Source organism: Burkholderia sp. AU31652 (assembly GCF_002223155.1).
Taxonomy (GTDB): domain Bacteria; phylum Pseudomonadota; class Gammaproteobacteria; order Burkholderiales; family Burkholderiaceae; genus Burkholderia.
Map to the genome: position 1 here is coordinate 577,268 of NZ_NKFG01000003.1, position 16,898 is coordinate 594,165.

At 65.3% G+C, this 16,898-nt stretch carries 17 protein-coding genes; 14 read left to right on the forward strand and 3 right to left on the reverse strand.

The features are described from left to right. The first annotated feature begins 160 nt into the window (after positions 1-160). From CFB40_RS05360 to cysM, 7 genes are all read left to right on the forward strand, one after another. The gene (locus tag CFB40_RS05360; protein WP_021157458.1) at positions 161-454 is read left to right on the forward strand and encodes a lipopolysaccharide assembly protein LapA domain-containing protein; all 294 of its coding nucleotides are present in this window, start codon (positions 161-163) and stop codon (positions 452-454) included. Positions 455-507: 53 nt separating this feature from the next. After that, a complete protein-coding gene (lapB, locus tag CFB40_RS05365; protein ID WP_089424802.1) occupies positions 508-1,680 on the forward strand; it encodes a lipopolysaccharide assembly protein LapB in 1,173 nt (390 codons plus the stop codon). Positions 1,681-1,767: 87 nt separating this feature from the next. After that, positions 1,768-3,168, forward strand: a complete 1,401-nt coding sequence (locus CFB40_RS05370) for a UDP-glucose dehydrogenase family protein (RefSeq protein WP_089430765.1) — start codon at positions 1,768-1,770, stop codon at positions 3,166-3,168. Between the two features lie 7 nt (positions 3,169-3,175). Further along, on the forward strand, positions 3,176-4,126 hold the full coding sequence (gene rfaE1 / locus CFB40_RS05375) for a D-glycero-beta-D-manno-heptose-7-phosphate kinase (protein ID WP_089430766.1): 951 nt from the start codon (positions 3,176-3,178) through the stop codon (positions 4,124-4,126). Positions 4,127-4,189: 63 nt separating this feature from the next. Beyond that, complete coding sequence (rfaD, locus tag CFB40_RS05380; RefSeq protein ID WP_039343257.1) at positions 4,190-5,182, forward strand: ADP-glyceromanno-heptose 6-epimerase; 993 nt, start codon at positions 4,190-4,192, stop codon at positions 5,180-5,182. A gap of 74 nt (positions 5,183-5,256) precedes the next feature. Next, entirely contained in the window at positions 5,257-5,598 is a 342-nt protein-coding gene (locus CFB40_RS05385; RefSeq protein WP_089430767.1) for a ComEA family DNA-binding protein, read from the forward strand. 211 nt (positions 5,599-5,809) lie between these two features. Further along, positions 5,810-6,712 (forward strand): cysteine synthase CysM, encoded by a 903-nt coding sequence (gene cysM, locus CFB40_RS05390; RefSeq protein ID WP_089424806.1) that lies wholly within the window; start codon positions 5,810-5,812, stop codon positions 6,710-6,712. Between the two features lie 79 nt (positions 6,713-6,791). Here the strand turns inward: cysM and mltB are convergent, their stop codons facing one another. After that, positions 6,792-8,135, reverse strand: a complete 1,344-nt coding sequence (mltB, locus tag CFB40_RS05395) for a lytic murein transglycosylase B (RefSeq protein WP_089430768.1) — start codon at positions 8,133-8,135, stop codon at positions 6,792-6,794. A gap of 43 nt (positions 8,136-8,178) precedes the next feature. Between mltB and CFB40_RS05400 the strand changes: the two genes are divergently transcribed. After that, positions 8,179-9,102 carry a histone deacetylase family protein gene (locus CFB40_RS05400; protein WP_089430769.1) on the forward strand — a complete coding sequence of 308 codons (924 nt, stop codon included), beginning with the start codon at positions 8,179-8,181 and terminating at the stop codon, positions 9,100-9,102. 30 nt (positions 9,103-9,132) lie between these two features. Here CFB40_RS05400 and CFB40_RS05405 read toward each other — a convergent pair whose 3' ends face one another. Next, the gene (locus CFB40_RS05405) at positions 9,133-10,053 is read right to left on the reverse strand and encodes an alpha/beta hydrolase (RefSeq protein WP_089430770.1); all 921 of its coding nucleotides are present in this window, start codon (positions 10,051-10,053) and stop codon (positions 9,133-9,135) included. A gap of 219 nt (positions 10,054-10,272) precedes the next feature. Here CFB40_RS05405 and CFB40_RS05410 point away from each other — a divergent pair, with 219 nt between their 5' ends. From CFB40_RS05410 to CFB40_RS05430, 5 genes are all read left to right on the forward strand, one after another. Beyond that, the gene (locus CFB40_RS05410; protein ID WP_089430771.1) at positions 10,273-11,307 is read left to right on the forward strand and encodes a methionine ABC transporter ATP-binding protein; all 1,035 of its coding nucleotides are present in this window, start codon (positions 10,273-10,275) and stop codon (positions 11,305-11,307) included. Then, positions 11,297-11,950: a methionine ABC transporter permease gene (locus CFB40_RS05415; RefSeq protein WP_011351347.1), complete on the forward strand. Its 654-nt coding sequence runs from the start codon at positions 11,297-11,299 to the stop codon at positions 11,948-11,950. The genes CFB40_RS05410 and CFB40_RS05415 overlap by 11 nt, the downstream gene beginning before the upstream one ends. A 29-nt stretch (positions 11,951-11,979) precedes the next feature. Then, positions 11,980-12,774, forward strand: a complete 795-nt coding sequence (locus CFB40_RS05420; RefSeq protein ID WP_089424811.1) for a MetQ/NlpA family ABC transporter substrate-binding protein — start codon at positions 11,980-11,982, stop codon at positions 12,772-12,774. A 228-nt stretch (positions 12,775-13,002) separates the two neighbouring features. Further along, entirely contained in the window at positions 13,003-13,752 is a 750-nt protein-coding gene (locus CFB40_RS05425) for an electron transfer flavoprotein subunit beta/FixA family protein (RefSeq protein WP_089424812.1), read from the forward strand. A gap of 16 nt (positions 13,753-13,768) precedes the next feature. Continuing rightward, positions 13,769-14,704, forward strand: a complete 936-nt coding sequence (locus CFB40_RS05430) for an electron transfer flavoprotein subunit alpha/FixB family protein (RefSeq protein WP_089430772.1) — start codon at positions 13,769-13,771, stop codon at positions 14,702-14,704. Positions 14,705-14,915: 211 nt separating this feature from the next. Here the strand turns inward: CFB40_RS05430 and CFB40_RS05435 are convergent, their stop codons facing one another. Then, positions 14,916-16,202 carry a D-amino acid dehydrogenase gene (locus CFB40_RS05435; protein WP_089424813.1) on the reverse strand — a complete coding sequence of 429 codons (1,287 nt, stop codon included), beginning with the start codon at positions 16,200-16,202 and terminating at the stop codon, positions 14,916-14,918. 145 nt (positions 16,203-16,347) lie between these two features. Between CFB40_RS05435 and CFB40_RS05440 the strand changes: the two genes are divergently transcribed. Then, the gene (locus CFB40_RS05440) at positions 16,348-16,836 is read left to right on the forward strand and encodes an Lrp/AsnC ligand binding domain-containing protein (protein WP_011351353.1); all 489 of its coding nucleotides are present in this window, start codon (positions 16,348-16,350) and stop codon (positions 16,834-16,836) included. Positions 16,837-16,898: the final 62 nt, after the last annotated feature.

The following is a 16,898-nucleotide window of genomic DNA, read 5'->3' on the forward strand; positions in this document are numbered from 1 at the left end:
CGCCCCTTGCGGGCGCTTTTTTCATTTCCGGCGATCATCGCGCAACGGCGGCACGCAGGATCTGCGCAGCCGCGGAAACGCATCCTTTACAATACGGGTCGATTCGGTGCGACGAAGGGGAGTCGCGCGCCGCGGCAAACCTCAACAAAGAGAGGGCTTCATGAAGTTTATCGTCTGGCTGATCCGGGTATTGGTGTTCGTACTGCTGCTGGTGCTTGCGCTGGCCAATACGCAAACCGCGACGCTGAATTTCGTTGCCGGCTATTCATGGCAAGCGCCGCTGATCCTGATCGGCCTGGCGTTCTTCGCCGTGGGGCTGCTGGCCGGCTTGCTGTCCGCGCTGCCTTCGATCTTCCGCCTGCGTCTCGAGAACGGGCGCCTGAAGCGCGATCTGCGTGCGGCGCGCGAAACGCCGGCCGTCATCGACCAGCCGCCGATGCCGCCCGTCATTTAACACGGACGCCGCGCGGTCATCGCGCGGTTTTCGTCTCTGCTTCGATATTTCGCATGGATCTGGATTTCTGGTGGTTGCTCGCGATTCCGGTTGCGTTCGCGCTCGGTTGGGCGGCGTCACGCTATGACCTGAAGAATCTCCTGTCGGAGAGTGCCAACCTGCCGCGCTCGTATTTTCGCGGCCTGAATTTTCTGTTGAACGAACAACCCGACAAGGCGATCGATGCGTTCATCGAGGTCGCCAAGCTCGATCCCGAGACGGTCGAGCTGCACTTCGCGCTCGGCAACCTGTTTCGCCGCCGCGGCGAGACCGATCGCGCGATCCGCGTGCACCAGAACCTGCTGAGCCGCACGGACCTGCCGGTCAACGAGCGCGACCACGCGCTGTACGAGCTCGGCCAGGATTTCCTGAAGGCCGGGCTGCTCGATCGTGCCGAAGAGGCGTTTCACAAGCTCGCCGACGGCGATTACGCGCTCGGCGCGCAGCGGGCGCTGCTGACGATCTACGAGATCGAGAAGGACTGGAACAAGTCGATCGATACGGCGAAGCGCATCGAGTCGATGAGCGACAAGCCGCTTGGCGTCGAAATTGCCCAGTTCCACTGCGAACTCGCGCAGGACGCGCTGCAGCGAAAGAACGCGGCAGCGGCCGCCGAACAGCTGCGCCTGGCGCTGGCCGTGAACCCGCAGAACGTGCGCGCGACGGTGCTGTCCGGCGACGCGGCGGAAGCCGAGGGCAACCACGCGGCTGCGATCGAGCACTGGAAGCGCGTCGAGGCGCAGAATCCGGCGTATCTGCCGCTCGTCGCCGACAAGCTGATGAAGGCGTACGTCGCGCTCGGCAAGCATGCCGAAGGCGCCGAGCTGCTGATGGGGTATATCGACCGCTATCCGTCGAACGACCTGCTCGACATCGCGTACCAGCACATCGCTGGGTTGCGCGGCCAGGATGCCGCGCACACGCTCGCGCGCACGCAGATGGAGAAGTCTCCGAACCTGTCGGGGATGCTGCATCTGCTCGATGCGCAAATCGCCGCGGCCGACGAACCGCGTCGTAAGGAACTTGAAATGATGCGTGCGCTGATCAAGCAGCGCACGAAGAATCTGCCACGGTATACGTGCCAGAATTGCGGTTTCCGGGCACGGCTCTTCTATTGGCAGTGCCCCGGATGCAGCGGCTGGGAAACCTATGCGCCGCGCCGCGTCGAACCTGCGATGCCGGGCTGATCCCGGCGAGCGGAAACGCGCTGCGGTTGTCGCCGGGCTCGTCCCGGCGGCCAAGTTAGTCAATTACCGGGAAGTACCGGAACATCTATGAAAATCACCATCATCGGCACCGGCTATGTCGGTCTCGTCACGGGCGCCTGTCTCGCGGAGATCGGTCACGACGTCTTCTGTCTCGACGTCGATCAGCGCAAGATCGACATCCTGAACAACGGCGGGATGCCGATTCACGAACCGGGGCTGCTGGACATCATCGCGCGCAACCGCGCGGCGGGGCGCCTGCGCTTCTCGACCGATATCGAGGCGAGCGTCGCGCACGGCGAGATCCAGTTCATCGCCGTCGGCACGCCGCCCGACGAGGACGGCTCGGCCGACCTGCAGTACGTGCTCGAAGCCGCACGCAACATCGGCCGCCACATGACGGGCTTCAAGGTGATCGTCGACAAGTCGACAGTGCCGGTCGGCACCGCGCAGCGCGTGCGCGGCGTGGTCGACGAGGCGCTTGCCGCCCGCGGTCTGGCAGGCAGCGTCGCGCATCGCTTCTCGGTCGTGTCGAACCCGGAGTTCCTGAAGGAAGGCGCCGCGGTCGAAGACTTCATGCGTCCGGACCGGATCATCATCGGCGTCGACGACGACGAGACGGGCACGATCGCGCGCGAGAAGATGAAGAAGCTTTACGCGCCGTTCAATCGCAACCACGAGCGCACGATCTACATGGACGTGCGTTCGGCCGAATTCGCGAAATATGCGGCGAACGCGATGCTCGCCACGCGCATCTCGTTCATGAACGAGATGTCGAATCTGGCCGACAAGGTCGGCGCCGACATCGAGGCCGTGCGCCGCGGGATCGGCTCCGATCCGCGCATCGGCTATCACTTCCTGTACGCCGGCGTCGGCTACGGCGGCTCGTGCTTCCCGAAGGACGTCCAGGCGCTGATTCGCACGGCCGGCGAGAACGGCCAGCCGCTGCGCATCCTGGAGGCCGTCGAGGCGGCCAACTATGCGCAGAAGGACGTGCTGATCAGCAAGATCGAGCAGCGCTTCGGCGCCGACCTGACCGGCCGCGAGTTCGCGGTCTGGGGCCTGGCGTTCAAGCCGAACACCGACGACATGCGCGAGGCGCCGAGCCGTCGCCTGATCGCCGCGCTGCTCGAACGCGGCGCGACCGTGCGTGCGTACGATCCGGTCGCGGTCGACGAGGCGCGGCGCGTGTTTGCGCTCGATTTCGGCACCGATCCGGACGCGCTGACGCGGCTGCATCTCGTCGAGACGCAGGACATCGCCGTGACGGGCGCGGACGCGCTCGTGATCGTGACCGAGTGGAAGGAATTCCGGAGCCCCGACTTCACGCGCCTGAAGGCCGAACTGAAGGCGCCGGTGATCTTCGACGGTCGCAACCTCTATGAGCCGGATGCGATGGCCGAACTGGGCATCGACTACTACGCGATCGGCCGGCCGTATGTCGATCCCCAGTCGTCCACCCGTGGCTGACCACACGATGAATACTCTCCGCGAAGTCGTTCCGGTGCCGCGCGAGCAGATCGCGCGCTCGCGCGTGCTTGTCGTCGGCGACGTGATGCTCGACCGTTACTGGTTCGGCAACGTCGATCGCATTTCGCCTGAGGCACCGGTGCCGGTCGTGCACGTGCAGCGTCAGGAAGAGCGCCTCGGCGGTGCGGCCAACGTCGCACGCAACGCCGTGACGCTCGGCGGCCAGGCCGGATTGCTGTGCGTCGTCGGTTGTGACGAACCCGGCGAGCGGATCGTCGAGCTGCTCGGCAGCAGCGGCGTGACGCCGCATCTCGAGCGCGACCCGGCGCTGCCGACCACGATCAAGCTGCGCGTGCTCGCGCGCCAGCAGCAACTGCTGCGCGTCGACTTCGAGGCGATGCCGACGCACGAGGTGCTGCTCGCGGGGCTCGCGCGCTTCGATGCGCTGCTGCCGCAGCACGACGTCGTGCTGATGTCGGATTACGCGAAAGGCGGCCTGACGCACGTCACGACGATGATCGAGAAGGCGCGTGCGGCCGGCAAGTCCGTCCTCGTCGACCCGAAGGGCGACGACTGGGCACGCTATCGCGGCGCGTCGCTGATCACGCCGAATCGCGCTGAACTGCGCGAAGTGGTCGGGCAGTGGAAGTCGGAAGACGATCTGCGCGCGCGCGTCGCGAAGCTGCGCGCGGAACTCGACATCGACGCGCTGCTGCTCACGCGTTCGGAGGAAGGGATGACGCTGTTTTCCGCCACCGGCGAACTGCACGCCCCGGCGCTCGCGCGCGAGGTGTTCGACGTGTCGGGCGCGGGCGATACCGTGATTGCAACGGTCGCGACGATGCTCGGCGCGGGCGTGCCGCTCGTCGACGCCGTCGTGTTCGCGAATCGCGCGGCGGGCATCGTGGTCGGCAAGCTCGGGACGGCCACGGTGGACTACGACGAACTGTTTCACTGAGCGCATGCGGTGGCGCGACGAGCGCGCCGCACGCATGGCTCGCACTTTTCAGGCAGGACGATCATGACCCTCATCGTCACCGGCGCAGCCGGTTTTATCGGCGCGAACATCGTCAAGGCGCTCAACGAGCGCGGCGAAACGCGCATCATCGCAGTCGACAACCTGACGCGTGCGGACAAGTTCCGGAATCTCGTCGATTGCGAGATCGACGACTATCTGGACAAGACGGAATTCGTCGAACGTTTCGCGCGCGGCGATTTCGGCAAGGTACGCGCGATTTTCCACGAAGGCGCCTGTTCGGACACGATGGAAACCGACGGCCGCTACATGATGGACAACAACTTCCGCTACAGCCGCGCGGTGCTCGACGCCTGCCTCGCGCAGGGCACGCAGTTCCTGTACGCGTCGTCGGCCGCGACCTACGGCGGATCGACGCGCTTCGTCGAGGAGCGCGAGGTCGAGGCGCCGCTGAACATCTACGGCTATTCGAAGTTCCTGTTCGACCAGGTGATCCGTCGCGTGCTGCCGACCGCGAAGAGCCAGATCGCCGGCTTCCGCTATTTCAACGTGTACGGCCCGCGCGAGACGCACAAGGGGCGCATGGCGTCGGTCGCGTTCCACAACTTCAACCAGTTCCGTGCGGAAGGCAAGGTGAAGCTGTTCGGCGAGTACAACGGCTATGCACCGGGCGAGCAGACGCGCGACTTCGTGTCGGTCGAGGACGTGACGAAGGTGAACCTGTTCTTCTTCGATCATCCGGAGAAGTCGGGCATCTTCAACCTCGGCACCGGCCGTGCGCAGCCGTTCAACGATATCGCGTCGACGGTCGTGAACACGCTGCGTGCGCTCGACAACCAGCCGCCGCTGACACTCGCGCAGCAGGTCGAGCAAGGGCTGATCGAATACGTGCCGTTCCCCGACGCACTGCGCGGCAAGTACCAGTGCTTCACGCAGGCCGATCAGACGAAGCTGCGCGCGGCCGGTTACGACGCACCGTTCCTGACCGTGCAGGAAGGCGTCGATCGCTATGTGCGTTGGCTATCTGGCCAGGTTTAAACGGAAGCGTTGCATCGATAGACTGGGTCTCACGGTCGGCAGCCGCCGGCCGTTTTTCATCGGAGATCCAGCACATGATCAGGAAATGGTTGGCCGCAGCGGCAATGCTCGGCACGATCGCGTCGGCCTGGGCGGCCGTTGACGTCAACACCGCGAACGAGGATGCGCTCGTCGGCATCAAGGGCATCGGCCTGGCACGGGCGAAGGCGATTCTCGACGAACGCGGCGCACGCGGTCCGTTCAAGAATGCGGAAGATCTCGCGTCGCGCGTGAAAGGCATGGGCGGCCATACCGTCGAGCGGCTTCAGCGGGAAGGCCTGACGGTCGGTGCGGCCGGCACGGGTGCCACGCCGCCCGCACCGGGCAAGCCGCCCGGCAAGCCCGCGGCCCCACCTGCCCGCACGGCACAGAAGTAACGCGACGCGCGCGACCGACAACGAGCTCCTTCAGTCGCCGTCATTGCGACGGCTTCCCGCGGCATGCCGCGGGTTTTTTGCGTGGGCGCGGTGTAGGCGGCGGCGTGTTGCACGGCACGCGTATTCCATCGTCGCAATGGGGTTGCCGGCGTGAGCAGCGGTGCTGGTTTACAATCGATCGATTGATCGGCCTCGTACTCACGGTATCTCCATGGCTTACAAAACTATCGAAGACACGATCGGCAATACGCCGCTCGTCCAACTGGTCCGCTTGCCGGACGATGAAATTCGCGCGCGCAACAACGTGGTGCTCGCGAAGCTCGAAGGCAACAATCCGGCGGGTTCCGTGAAGGATCGTCCGGCACTGTCGATGATCAGCAAGGCCGAGGCGCGCGGGCGCATCAAGCCCGGCGATACGCTGATCGAGGCGACGAGCGGCAATACGGGTATCGCACTTGCGATGGCAGCGGCGATCCGCGGCTACAAGATGGTGCTGATCATGCCGGAGGACCTGTCGGTCGAGCGCCGCCAGAGCATGGCTGCCTACGGCGCCGAAATCATCCTGACGCCGGTGAAGGGCGGGATGGAGCTGGCACGCGATCTCGCGGACCAGATGCAGCGCGAAGGCAAGGGCGTGATCCTCGACCAGTTCGCGAACCCCGACAATCCGATTGCGCACTACGAAGCGACCGGCCCGGAAATCTGGCGCGATACCGAAGGGCGCATCACGCACTTCGTGTCGGCCATGGGCACGACGGGCACGATCATGGGCACGTCGCACTATCTGAAGGAACAGAATCCGGCAATCGAGATCGTCGGTGCGCAGCCGGAAGACGGTTCGCGCATTCCCGGCATCCGCAAGTGGCCGGAAGCGTACATGCCGACCATCTTCGATCGCAGCCGCGTCGACCGCGTCGAGAGCGTGAGCCAGGCCGCGGCGGAAACGATGGCGCGCCGGCTCGCGTCGGTCGAAGGCATCTTCGCGGGCATTTCGTCGGGCGGCGCATGTGAAGTCGCGATGCGCATCGCGCGTCAGGTCGAGAATGCGACGATCGTGTTCATCATCTGCGATCGCGGCGACCGCTACCTGTCCACGGGCGTGTTTCCTGCCTGAACGCAGGCAGGTGCGCGCAACGCGCGTGCGATAAAAAAAGCGCCGCTAGTGCGGCGCTTTTTCTTTGAGCGGTTGGTGCTTATTGCGATTCGGTGTCGGCGGTGGCCGGCTGAAGTGCGCCGCTCGCTTCCATCTGCGCCTTCACCGCCTCGCCAAGCTGGTACACGGTGAGCGCGTAGAAGAAGCTGCGGTTGTAGCGCGTCAGCACATAGAAATTCTTGAGGCCGAGCATGTACTCGGTCGCACGCCCCGGCGACGGCAGGTCGACCACCGTCACGGGGGTACCGCCTTCGGTCGTGATGTTGACCGTCGGCTCGTTCAGCGTCATGCCCGCGCGCAGCAGTTGCGACAGCGCCCAGTGCGGTTCGGGCTGGCCGTCGGCGGCGGCCTGGGCGATCCCCAGGCTGCCCGTGTCGGGCGTGATCTGCCAGACCACCGGGCGGTCGGTTTCCCAGCCGTGCTGCTTCAGGTAGTTCGCGACGCTGCCGATCGCATCGACGGGACTGCTGCGCAGGTCGACATGGCCCGTGCCGTCGAAGTCCACCGCGTATTCGCGGATGCTGCTCGGCAGGAACTGTGGAATCCCGATCGCGCCTGTATACGAGCCGAGCACGGTGGTCGGGTCGAGCTGGTTGTCGCGCGTCCAGACCAGGAAATCCTCGAGGTTCTTGCGGAACGTCGCCTGGCGGCTGTCGCGATTCGGCGTATCCGGATAGTCGAACGTGAGCGTCGTCAGCGCGTCGAGCACGCGGAAATTGCCCATGTAGCGGCCGTAGATCGTCTCGACGCCGATGATGCCGACGATCACCTCGGGCGGCACGCCGAATTGCTCGGACGCGCGCTGCAGCGTTGCCTGGTTCGCCTTCCAGAATTTCACGCCCGCGTTGATGCGGATCGGCTCGATGAAGCGCGAGCGGTAGACGCGCCAGTTCTTGACCGTCGGCGACGGGGCCGGCTTCACGAGCTTGACCGCTGTCGCCGAATAGCTGATGCGCGAGAACAGCGCATGCAAGCTGGCGGAGTCGAAGCCGTTGCGGCTGACCATCTCGTCGATGAACGCATCGACCTTCGCGTTGTTCGCGTAACGCTGCGGAACAATTTCCTCTTCGAAGGTCTGGCCTGGCGGCGTCGGCTGCTGCGGCTGGGCCTGCGCGACGAGCTTGCCCGTGGACTTCGCGGGTTGCGTCTGCGCGCCGGCAGGCGCGGTGCCGAGGGCCGCGACCACAGCGGCCGCGACGAGCGGCACGCGAGTACGGAACAGCGCGGAGAGAAGGGCGGCAGGCTTGCTGGAATTCATGTCGAAGCGGGCGGACAAGGCGATTGGGTTCGGCGCAGTATACCCGACGGATCCGGCGCGCCGGGGCGTGGCGGGCCCCCGTTGTGGTAAGTTAGCGGCGAATTCGCGGCAGACGATGGACATCATTGATGGAGACCTGCGGCGCACCGTGCGCCGCGGATGACAGCTTATGGCAACCGCTTTCTATACGCACCCCGACTGCATGCTGCACGAGATGGGGGAATGGCATCCGGAATGCCCGGCCCGCCTGTCGGCGATCCAGGACCAACTGATCGCGAGCCGCATCGACGACCTGATCGTGCACGAAACCGCGCCGTTCGCGAGCGAGGTGGCGCTGGGCCGGGTGCATACGCAGGCGCATATCGACTACATCCGGAGCATGACGCCGGTCGACGGTTACGTCGAGATCGATCCCGATACGCTGATGAACCGCGATACGTGGCGTGCGGCGCTGCGCGCGGCCGGTGCCGCGATCGCGGCGACCGACGCGGTGATCGAAGGCCGCTATGCGAATGCGTTCTGCGGCGTGCGCCCGCCTGGCCACCATGCGGAGCCCGCGCGTGCGATGGGTTTCTGCTTCTTCAACAACGTCGCGATCGCCGCGCGGCACGCGCTCGACGTACACGGTCTGGAGCGCGTGGCGATCATCGATTTCGACGTGCATCACGGCAACGGCACCGAGGCCGCATTCGCGAATGACGAGCGCGTGCTGATGTGCAGCTTCTTCCAGCATCCGCTGTACCCGTTCACGGGCGCCGATCACCAGGCGCCGAACATGGTCAACCTGCCGATGCCCGCGCGCAGCAACGGGATGGCGATCCGCGAAGCCGTCGACATGTTCTGGCTGCCGCGCCTCGATGCGTTCAAGCCGCAGATGCTGTTCGTGTCGGCGGGTTTCGATGCGCATCGCGAGGACGATATCGGCAACCTCGGCCTCGTCGAAGCCGACTTCGAATGGCTGACCGCGCAGATCGTCGACGTGGCGCGCCGGCATGCGCAGGGCCGCATCGTGAGCTGCCTCGAAGGCGGCTACAACCTGTCCGCGCTCGGGCGCAGCGTCGTCGCACACCTGCGCGTACTGGCCGGGATCTGATTGCCGATTGACCGGCCGGGCCGGGCGCGCTCAGCGCGCCGGCACGCGTGCGTGAATCCACGCGATCAACGCGTCGATCACGCGATCGCGTTCGAGATCGTTCATCGTTTCGTGAAAGCCGCCTTCGTATAGCGTCAGCGTGCGATCGGGCGAGCCGACGCGCGTGCCGAACGCCCGGCTGCCGTCGGGCTCGGTCAGCTTGTCCTCGGTCCCGTGATAGACGAGCACCGGAACGCGCAGCCCGCCGCGGCCGCTTTCGATGCGCGCCATCGCGTCGAGAATCTCCGCGCCAGTGCGCGCGGGCACCGCGCCGTGATGCACGAGCGGATCAGCACGATTGGCCGCGACGATGGCCGGATCGCGCGACAGCAGTGCTGCATCGATCCTGATGGCGGGGAAGGTCGGCCAGACGCGGCTGATGACGCGGCTCACCGCGAGCATCCAGCGTGGCACGTCGCGCCCCGGCGCGAGCGCCGGGCTCGACAGCACGAGGCCTGTCAACGCGTGGCCGCGCGTCGGCGCGCGTTCGATCGCGTACAGCGCCGAGACCGCGCCACCCATGCTGTGCCCCATCAGGAACAGCGGCGAATTGCCGCGCGCCGCTTCGGCGACCAGCGCATCCGCATCGTTCAGGTAGCCGTCGAAGCGCTCGACCCACGCGCGCTTGCCGGGTGACTGGCCGTGCCCGCGCAGGTCGATCGCGAGCACGTCGATGCCGGCCGCATTCAGCCGGCCGGCGAGTGCGGCATAGCGCCCCGCGTGTTCGGCAAGACCGTGAACGAGCGCGATCGTCGCGCGCGGCGGCGTGGAGCCGTCGCCGGCGGCCCACCGGTACGATGCCAGTTCGAGCCCGTCCGCGGTACGCAGCCGGCCCATGGTCGGCGCGGGCGGCGACGAAGGCGCCGGTCCGGCGGTGGCGGGTGCGGCGGCCGGCGTAGTGGTGGCGGTCATCTGGCGTGTCCCCTGTTAGTTGGCATGTGTGTTCCGGATCATAGTCGCGGCACCGTCGCGGCGCGCCAGCGGTGCTCCTCTAATTTCGTGCGGTTATGAAAAGATCGAAATCGATTATTAAGGGGAATGAGGGGTTTGCGGTAAAATCGACGGTTATTCCAGATGCATCGGCGGCCGACTGGCGGGCCAACTCGCCAGCCGGGCCGCCGTTTTGTTTACATGATCGAATTACGCAATCTTTCGCAGCGATTTCCCGGGCCGGGTGGCTGGGTCGAGGCGCTGCGCAACATCAACCTGACGATTCCGCAGGGTGAGGTGTTCGGCATCATCGGCCGAAGCGGCGCCGGCAAGAGCACGCTCGTGCGCACCATCAACCTGCTCACGCGGCCGACCGAAGGCAATGTCGTCGTCGGCGGGCGCGATCTCACGCTGCTGCCGGCCGGCGCGCTGCGCGAGGCGCGCCGCGAGATCGGCATGATCTTCCAGCACTTCAACCTGCTGTCGTCGCGCACGGTGTTCGACAACGTCGCGCTGCCGCTCGAACTGGCCGGCGCAAGCCGTGCCGAGATCGAGGCTGCCGTGCTGCCGCTGCTCGACCTCGTCGGGCTGTCCGCGCAGAAGGATCGCTATCCGTCGCAGATCAGCGGCGGGCAGAAGCAGCGCGTCGGCATCGCCCGCGCGCTCGCGAGCCGGCCGAAGGTGCTGCTGTCGGACGAAGCGACGTCCGCGCTCGATCCCGAGACCACGCGCTCGATCCTCGACCTGCTGAAGCGCATCAACCGTGAGCTCGGCCTGACGATCGTGCTGATCACGCACCAGATGGAAGTGATCAAGCAGGTGTGCGATCGCGTCGCGGTGCTCGATGCGGGGCGCGTGGTCGAGGAGGGCCGCGTGATCGACGTGTTCCTGCAGCCGCATCACGAAGTGACGCGCGCGCTGATCGGCGACGTGATCGCGCAGGAATTGCCGCCCGCGCTGAAGGTGCGCGTGGCCGAGCGGCTGAAGACGGGCAGCGGGCATTTGCTGCGGCTCGCGTTCACGGGCTCGGGTGTCGACCAGCCGATCCTGTCGGAGACGATTCGCCGGTACGAACTCGATTTCAACATCCTGCATGGCCAGATCGACGAGATCCAGGGGCAGGCATTCGGTTCGCTCGCGGTCCTCGCTGGCGGCGAGCCGGGCAAGGTCGGGCAGGCGCTCGCGTTCCTGCGCGAGCAAGGTGTGGTGGTAGAGGAGCTTTCGTATGTTGAGTGAGATGTTCGATATGTTCGTGCAGTCGTTTTGGGAGACGCTGATCATGGTCGGCATCTCCGGAGTGGTCGGCGCGCTCGTCGGCCTGCCGCTCGGCGTGCTGCTCTACCTGACCGACCGCCAGGGCGTGCTGCAGAATCTCGCGGTGAATCGCGTGCTCGGCGGCATCGTGAATGCCGTCCGCTCGACGCCGTTCATCATCCTGCTGGTCGCGGTGATTCCGTTTACGCGGCTCGTTACGGGGTCGTCGATCGGCACGGCCGCGGCGGTCGTGCCGCTGACGCTCGCGGCCGCGCCGTTCATCGCGCGTCTCGTCGAGACGGCGTTGCGCGAAGTCGACCGCGGGCTGATCGAGGCTGCGCAATCGATGGGCGCGACCACGTCGCAGATCGTCTTCAAGGTGCTGCTGCCCGAGTCGCTGCCGGGCGTCGTCGCGGGCCTGACGATCACGTTCGTGTCGCTGGTCGGCTATTCGGCGATGGCGGGCGCGATTGGCGGTGGCGGCCTCGGCGATCTCGGGATCCGCTATGGTTACCAGCGCTATCTGCCCGAAGTGATGTGGACGGTGGTCGCGATCCTGATCGTGTTCGTGCAGATCGTGCAGTCGTTCGGCGACTGGCTCGTCCGCCGGCTGAGCCACAAGTAAAACAAGATTGATCCGTCAGGGGACTCTCGATGCAACGACGCTTCATGCTGAAATTCGCGGCGGCACTGGGCGCGGCCGCGCTGTTCGCGGGCGCGCAAGCGCAGGCCGAAACCATCAAGGTGGGCGTGACGGGCGGGCCGCACGCGCAGATCATGGAAGCGGTGAAGAAGGTCGCGGCGAAGAGCGGCCTCGACATCCGCATCGTCGAATTCTCCGATTACGTGCAGCCGAACGCCGCGCTTGCGTCGGGCGACCTCGATGCGAACAGCTACCAGCACGATCCGTATCTGCAGGCGCAGGTGAAGGATCGCGGCTATAAGCTGGTCAAGGTTGCGGATACCGTCACGTTTCCGATGGGCATCTATTCGAAGCGCGTGAAGTCGCTGGCAGAACTGAAGCCGGGCGCACGCATCGCGGTCCCGAACGATCCGACCAATGGCGGCCGTGCGCTGCTGTTGCTGCAGAAGCAGGGCCTGCTGAAGCTGCGCGCGGACGCGGGGCTGAAGGCGACGCCGCTCGATATCGTCGACAATCCGCGCAAGCTGAAGATCGTCGAACTCGATGCGGCGCAGATTCCGCGCTCGCTCGGTGACGTCGACGCGGCTGCGATCAATACCAACTACGCGATGGAAGCGGGGTTGAAACCGAAACAGGACGCGATCGCGATCGAGGGCCCGAACGGGCCGTACGCGAACATCCTCGCGATCCGCGAGGCGGACCGGAACAAGCCGTGGGTCGCGAAACTGGTCGCGGCCTACCATTCGGCCGAGGTGAAGCAGTTCATCGAAGGCAAGTTCGGCGGCGCGGTCATTGCCGCCTGGTAACAGGCGAAGCACGGGACGCCCGGCGAGATTAGAGTCGATGATCGAAAACCCGGGCTTTGCGTCCGGGTTTTTTCTCTTTTAAAATAGAACGACCGTTCGCTATCATTGGCGCGTCGCCAAGAAGCGGTATCCTCGACAACCACGAAGGTTGGGTCCGCTTGGCCGCGCAGTCATGAGGCCTCGCTATAGAATGGCCTCTGGTCGTATTCGTAACTTTGGAGCGTGTGCATGAAAATCCTGGTGCCAGTGAAAAGAGTGGTCGATTACAACGTGAAGGTCCGCGTGAAGTCGGACAACACGGGCGTCGACATCGCGAACGTGAAGATGTCGATGAACCCGTTCGACGAAATCGCTGTTGAAGAAGCCGTGCGCCTGAAGGAAGCGGGCGTGGCGACCGAAGTGATCGCCGTATCGGTAGGCGTCGCGCAAGCGCAGGAAACGCTGCGTACGGCGCTGGCGATCGGCGCGGATCGCGCGATCCTCGTCGAGTCGAACGACAGCGTCGAGCCGCTGGGCGTCGCGAAGATCCTGAAGGCGCTGGTCGACAAGGAACAGCCGCAACTGGTGATCCTCGGCAAGCAGGCAATCGACGACGATTCGAACCAGACGGGCCAGATGCTGGCTGCGCTGGCAGGCCTGCCGCAAGCGACGTTCGCATCGAAGGTCACGGTGGCTGACGGTAAAGCAACGGTTGCACGCGAAGTCGATGGCGGTGCGGAAACGCTGTCGCTGACGCTGCCGGCCGTGATCACGACCGACCTGCGCCTGAACGAGCCGCGTTACGTGACGCTGCCGAACATCATGAAGGCGAAGAAGAAGCCGCTGGAAACCGTGAAGCCGGAAGACCTGGGTGTCGACGTCGCGCCGCGTCTGAAGACGCTGAAGGTGGTCGAGCCGCCGAAGCGCGCAGCCGGCGTGAAGGTGCCGGACGTGAAGACGCTGGTCGAGAAGCTGAAGACCGAAGCCAAGGTGCTGTAAGAGGGAGCGGAAAGAAATGACGATTCTGGTGATTGCAGAACACGACAACGCGTCGATCAAGGCCGCGACGCTGAACACGGTGGCGGCGGCGGCGAAGATCGGCGGCGACATTCACGTGCTGGTCGCGGGCCACAACGCGCAAGGCGCAGCCGACGCGGCAGCGAAGATCGCAGGTGTGTCGAAGGTCCTCCTGGCCGACGCGCCGCAACTCGAAGCGGGCCTCGCGGAAAACGTCGAAGCGACCGCGTTGAACATCGCGAAGGACTACTCGCACATCCTCGCGCCGGCGACGGCCTACGGCAAGAACATCGCGCCGCGCATCGCCGCGAAGCTGGACGTCGCGCAGATCTCGGACATCACGGCAGTCGATTCGGCCGACACGTTCGAGCGCCCGATCTACGCGGGCAACGCGATCGCGACGGTGCAGTCGAGCGATCCGATCAAGGTCATCACGGTGCGTGCAACGGGTTTCGATCCGGTGGCAGCGGAAGGCGGCAGCGCATCGGTCGACAAGATCGAAGCGGCAGCTGATGCAGGCAAGTCGCAGTTCGTGAGCCGTGAAGTGACGAAGCTGGACCGTCCGGAACTGACGAGCGCAAGCATCATCGTGTCGGGCGGCCGCGGTCTGGGCAGCGGCGAGAACTACACGAAGGTGCTGGAGCCGCTGGCGGACAAGCTGAGCGCGGCGCTGGGTGCCTCGCGCGCGGCAGTCGACGCGGGCTACGTGCCGAACGACTATCAGGTCGGCCAGACCGGCAAGATCGTCGCACCGCAGCTGTACATCGCGGTCGGCATCTCGGGTGCGATTCAGCATCTGGCCGGCATGAAGGATTCGAAGGTGATCGTCGCGATCAACAAGGATCCGGAAGCCCCGATCTTCAGCGTGGCCGATTACGGCCTCGTCGGCGATCTGTTCGCGCTCGTGCCGGAGCTCGTAGCCGAGCTCGGCTAAAGCAGTGTGACGCTTCGGCGGTAAGCACACGAGAAGAGGGGCGCCACGAGCGCCCCTTTTTTTCGCCATCGACAGAGGGGGAAGAGGGTGACACCTCATGAACCATCACGCCGCTGACCGGCATGACAACGCGATTCGATGAAATGAAAAGGCGCCCCGAGGGGCGCCGTTCTTTTTGATGCCGGCCGCTTGCACGGCTGCGGGCTGTGGCTTATGCGTACGCCGGGCGCGTCTCGCCGGCCACGTCCTTCAGGTAACGATGCACCGACAGGTCGTCGGCCTGGATCGCGGGCATCTTGCCCGAGATCAGGTCCGCGAGCAGCTGGCCCGAGCCGCACGACATCGTCCAGCCGAGCGTGCCGTGGCCGGTGTTCAGGAACAGGTTCGACACCGGCGTACGGCCGACGATCGGCGTGCCGTCCGGCGTCATCGGGCGCAGGCCCGTCCAGAACGTTGCCTTCGACGTGTCGCCGCCGCCCGGGAACAGGTCGTTCACGCACATTTCAAGCGTTTCGCGGCGCGCGGCACGCAGCTTCTTGTCGAAGCCGACGATTTCCGCCATGCCGCCGACGCGGATGCGCTGGTCGAAACGCGTGATCGCGATCTTGTAGGTCTCGTCGAGCACGGTCGACACGGGCGCGGCCGCTTCGTTGACGATCGGCGCGGTGATCGAATAGCCCTTCAGCGGATAGACGGGGATCTTCATCAGGTTCGAGATGAAGCTCGTCGAGTACGAGCCGAGCGCGACGACGTACGCGTCCGCGCGCACCGTTTCGCTGCCGCACTGCACGCCGGCGATCTTGCCGCCCGCGATCGCGAGCGCATCGATCGGCGTGTTGTAGCGGAACTTCACGCCAAGCGATTCGGCGAGCGCGGCAAGGCGCGTCGTGAACAGCTGGCAGTCGCCCGTTTCGTCACCCGGCAGGCGCAGGCCGCCCGTCAGCTTGTGCGAGACGGCGGCAAGCGCCGGTTCGGCTTTCTTCAGGTCGGCCGGCGACAACAGTTCGAACGGCACGTTCGCTTCCTGAAGCACGGCGATGTCCTTCGCCGCGCCGTCGAGTTGCTGCTGCGTGCGGAACAGTTGCAGCGTGCCACCCGTGCGGCCTTCGTACTGGATGCCGGTATCGGCGCGCAGTGCCTGCAGGCAGTCGCGGCTGTATTCGGCGAGGCGGACCATGCGGCCCTTGTTGACCGCGTAGCGCTCGGCCGTGCAGTTGCGCAGCATCTGATACATCCACTGGAGCTGGAAGCGCGTGCCGTCGAGGCGGATCGCGAGCGGCGCGTGCTTTTCGAACATCCACTTGACGGCCTTCAGCGGCACGCCGGGTGCGGCCCACGGCGCGGCATAGCCGGGGGAGATCTGGCCTGCGTTCGCGAAGCTCGTCTCGAGCGCCGGGCCGGCTTCCCGGTCGATCACCGTGACTTCATGGCCGGCGCGCGCGAGGTAATACGCGCTTGCCACGCCCACCACACCGCTGCCCAGAATGACGACTCGCATAGCTGCTCCAGATGGAAGGGACCAGATCGAGGCCGGGCGCACCTGCGTCTCCGTGTAACCTCTAGCTGATCTAGTTTTTTGCGCTATGGTATTGTCGAATGTGTAGGTTTTGTTATCGTATTTTTCAGGTTTTCAGCATAAACAAATGAGAACGCAACGTCAGCCCGTACGCTCGCTCGACAAGCTCGATCGACGCATCCTGAAACTGCTGCAGGACGACGGTCGGATGGCGATGAAAGACCTTGCGGAACAGGTTGGACTGACCGTGACGCCGTGTATCGAGCGCGTGCGGCGCATGGAGCGGGATGGCGTGATCACCGGTTATCACGCACGGGTCGACCCGCACCAGCTGGATGCCGCGCTGCTGGTGTTCGTCGAGATCACGCTCGGCCACAAGGGCGGCAACATGTTCGAGCAATTCCGCCGCGAAGTGATGAAGATCGACGAGGTGCTCGAGTGCCACCTCGTGTCCGGTGATTTCGACTACCTGATCAAGGCGCGGATCGGCGAGATGGCCGACTACCGGAAGCTGCTCGGCGACATCCTGCTGCAGCTGCCCGGCGCCGTGCAGTCGAAGAGCTATGTCGTGATGGAAGAAATCAAGGAGACGCTGACGATCGCGGTGGGCGACTGACGCGCCTGCGGCGGGCCGTCGGGCCCTTTATCCCGCCCTTGGCATGCTGCACCCAATACTGT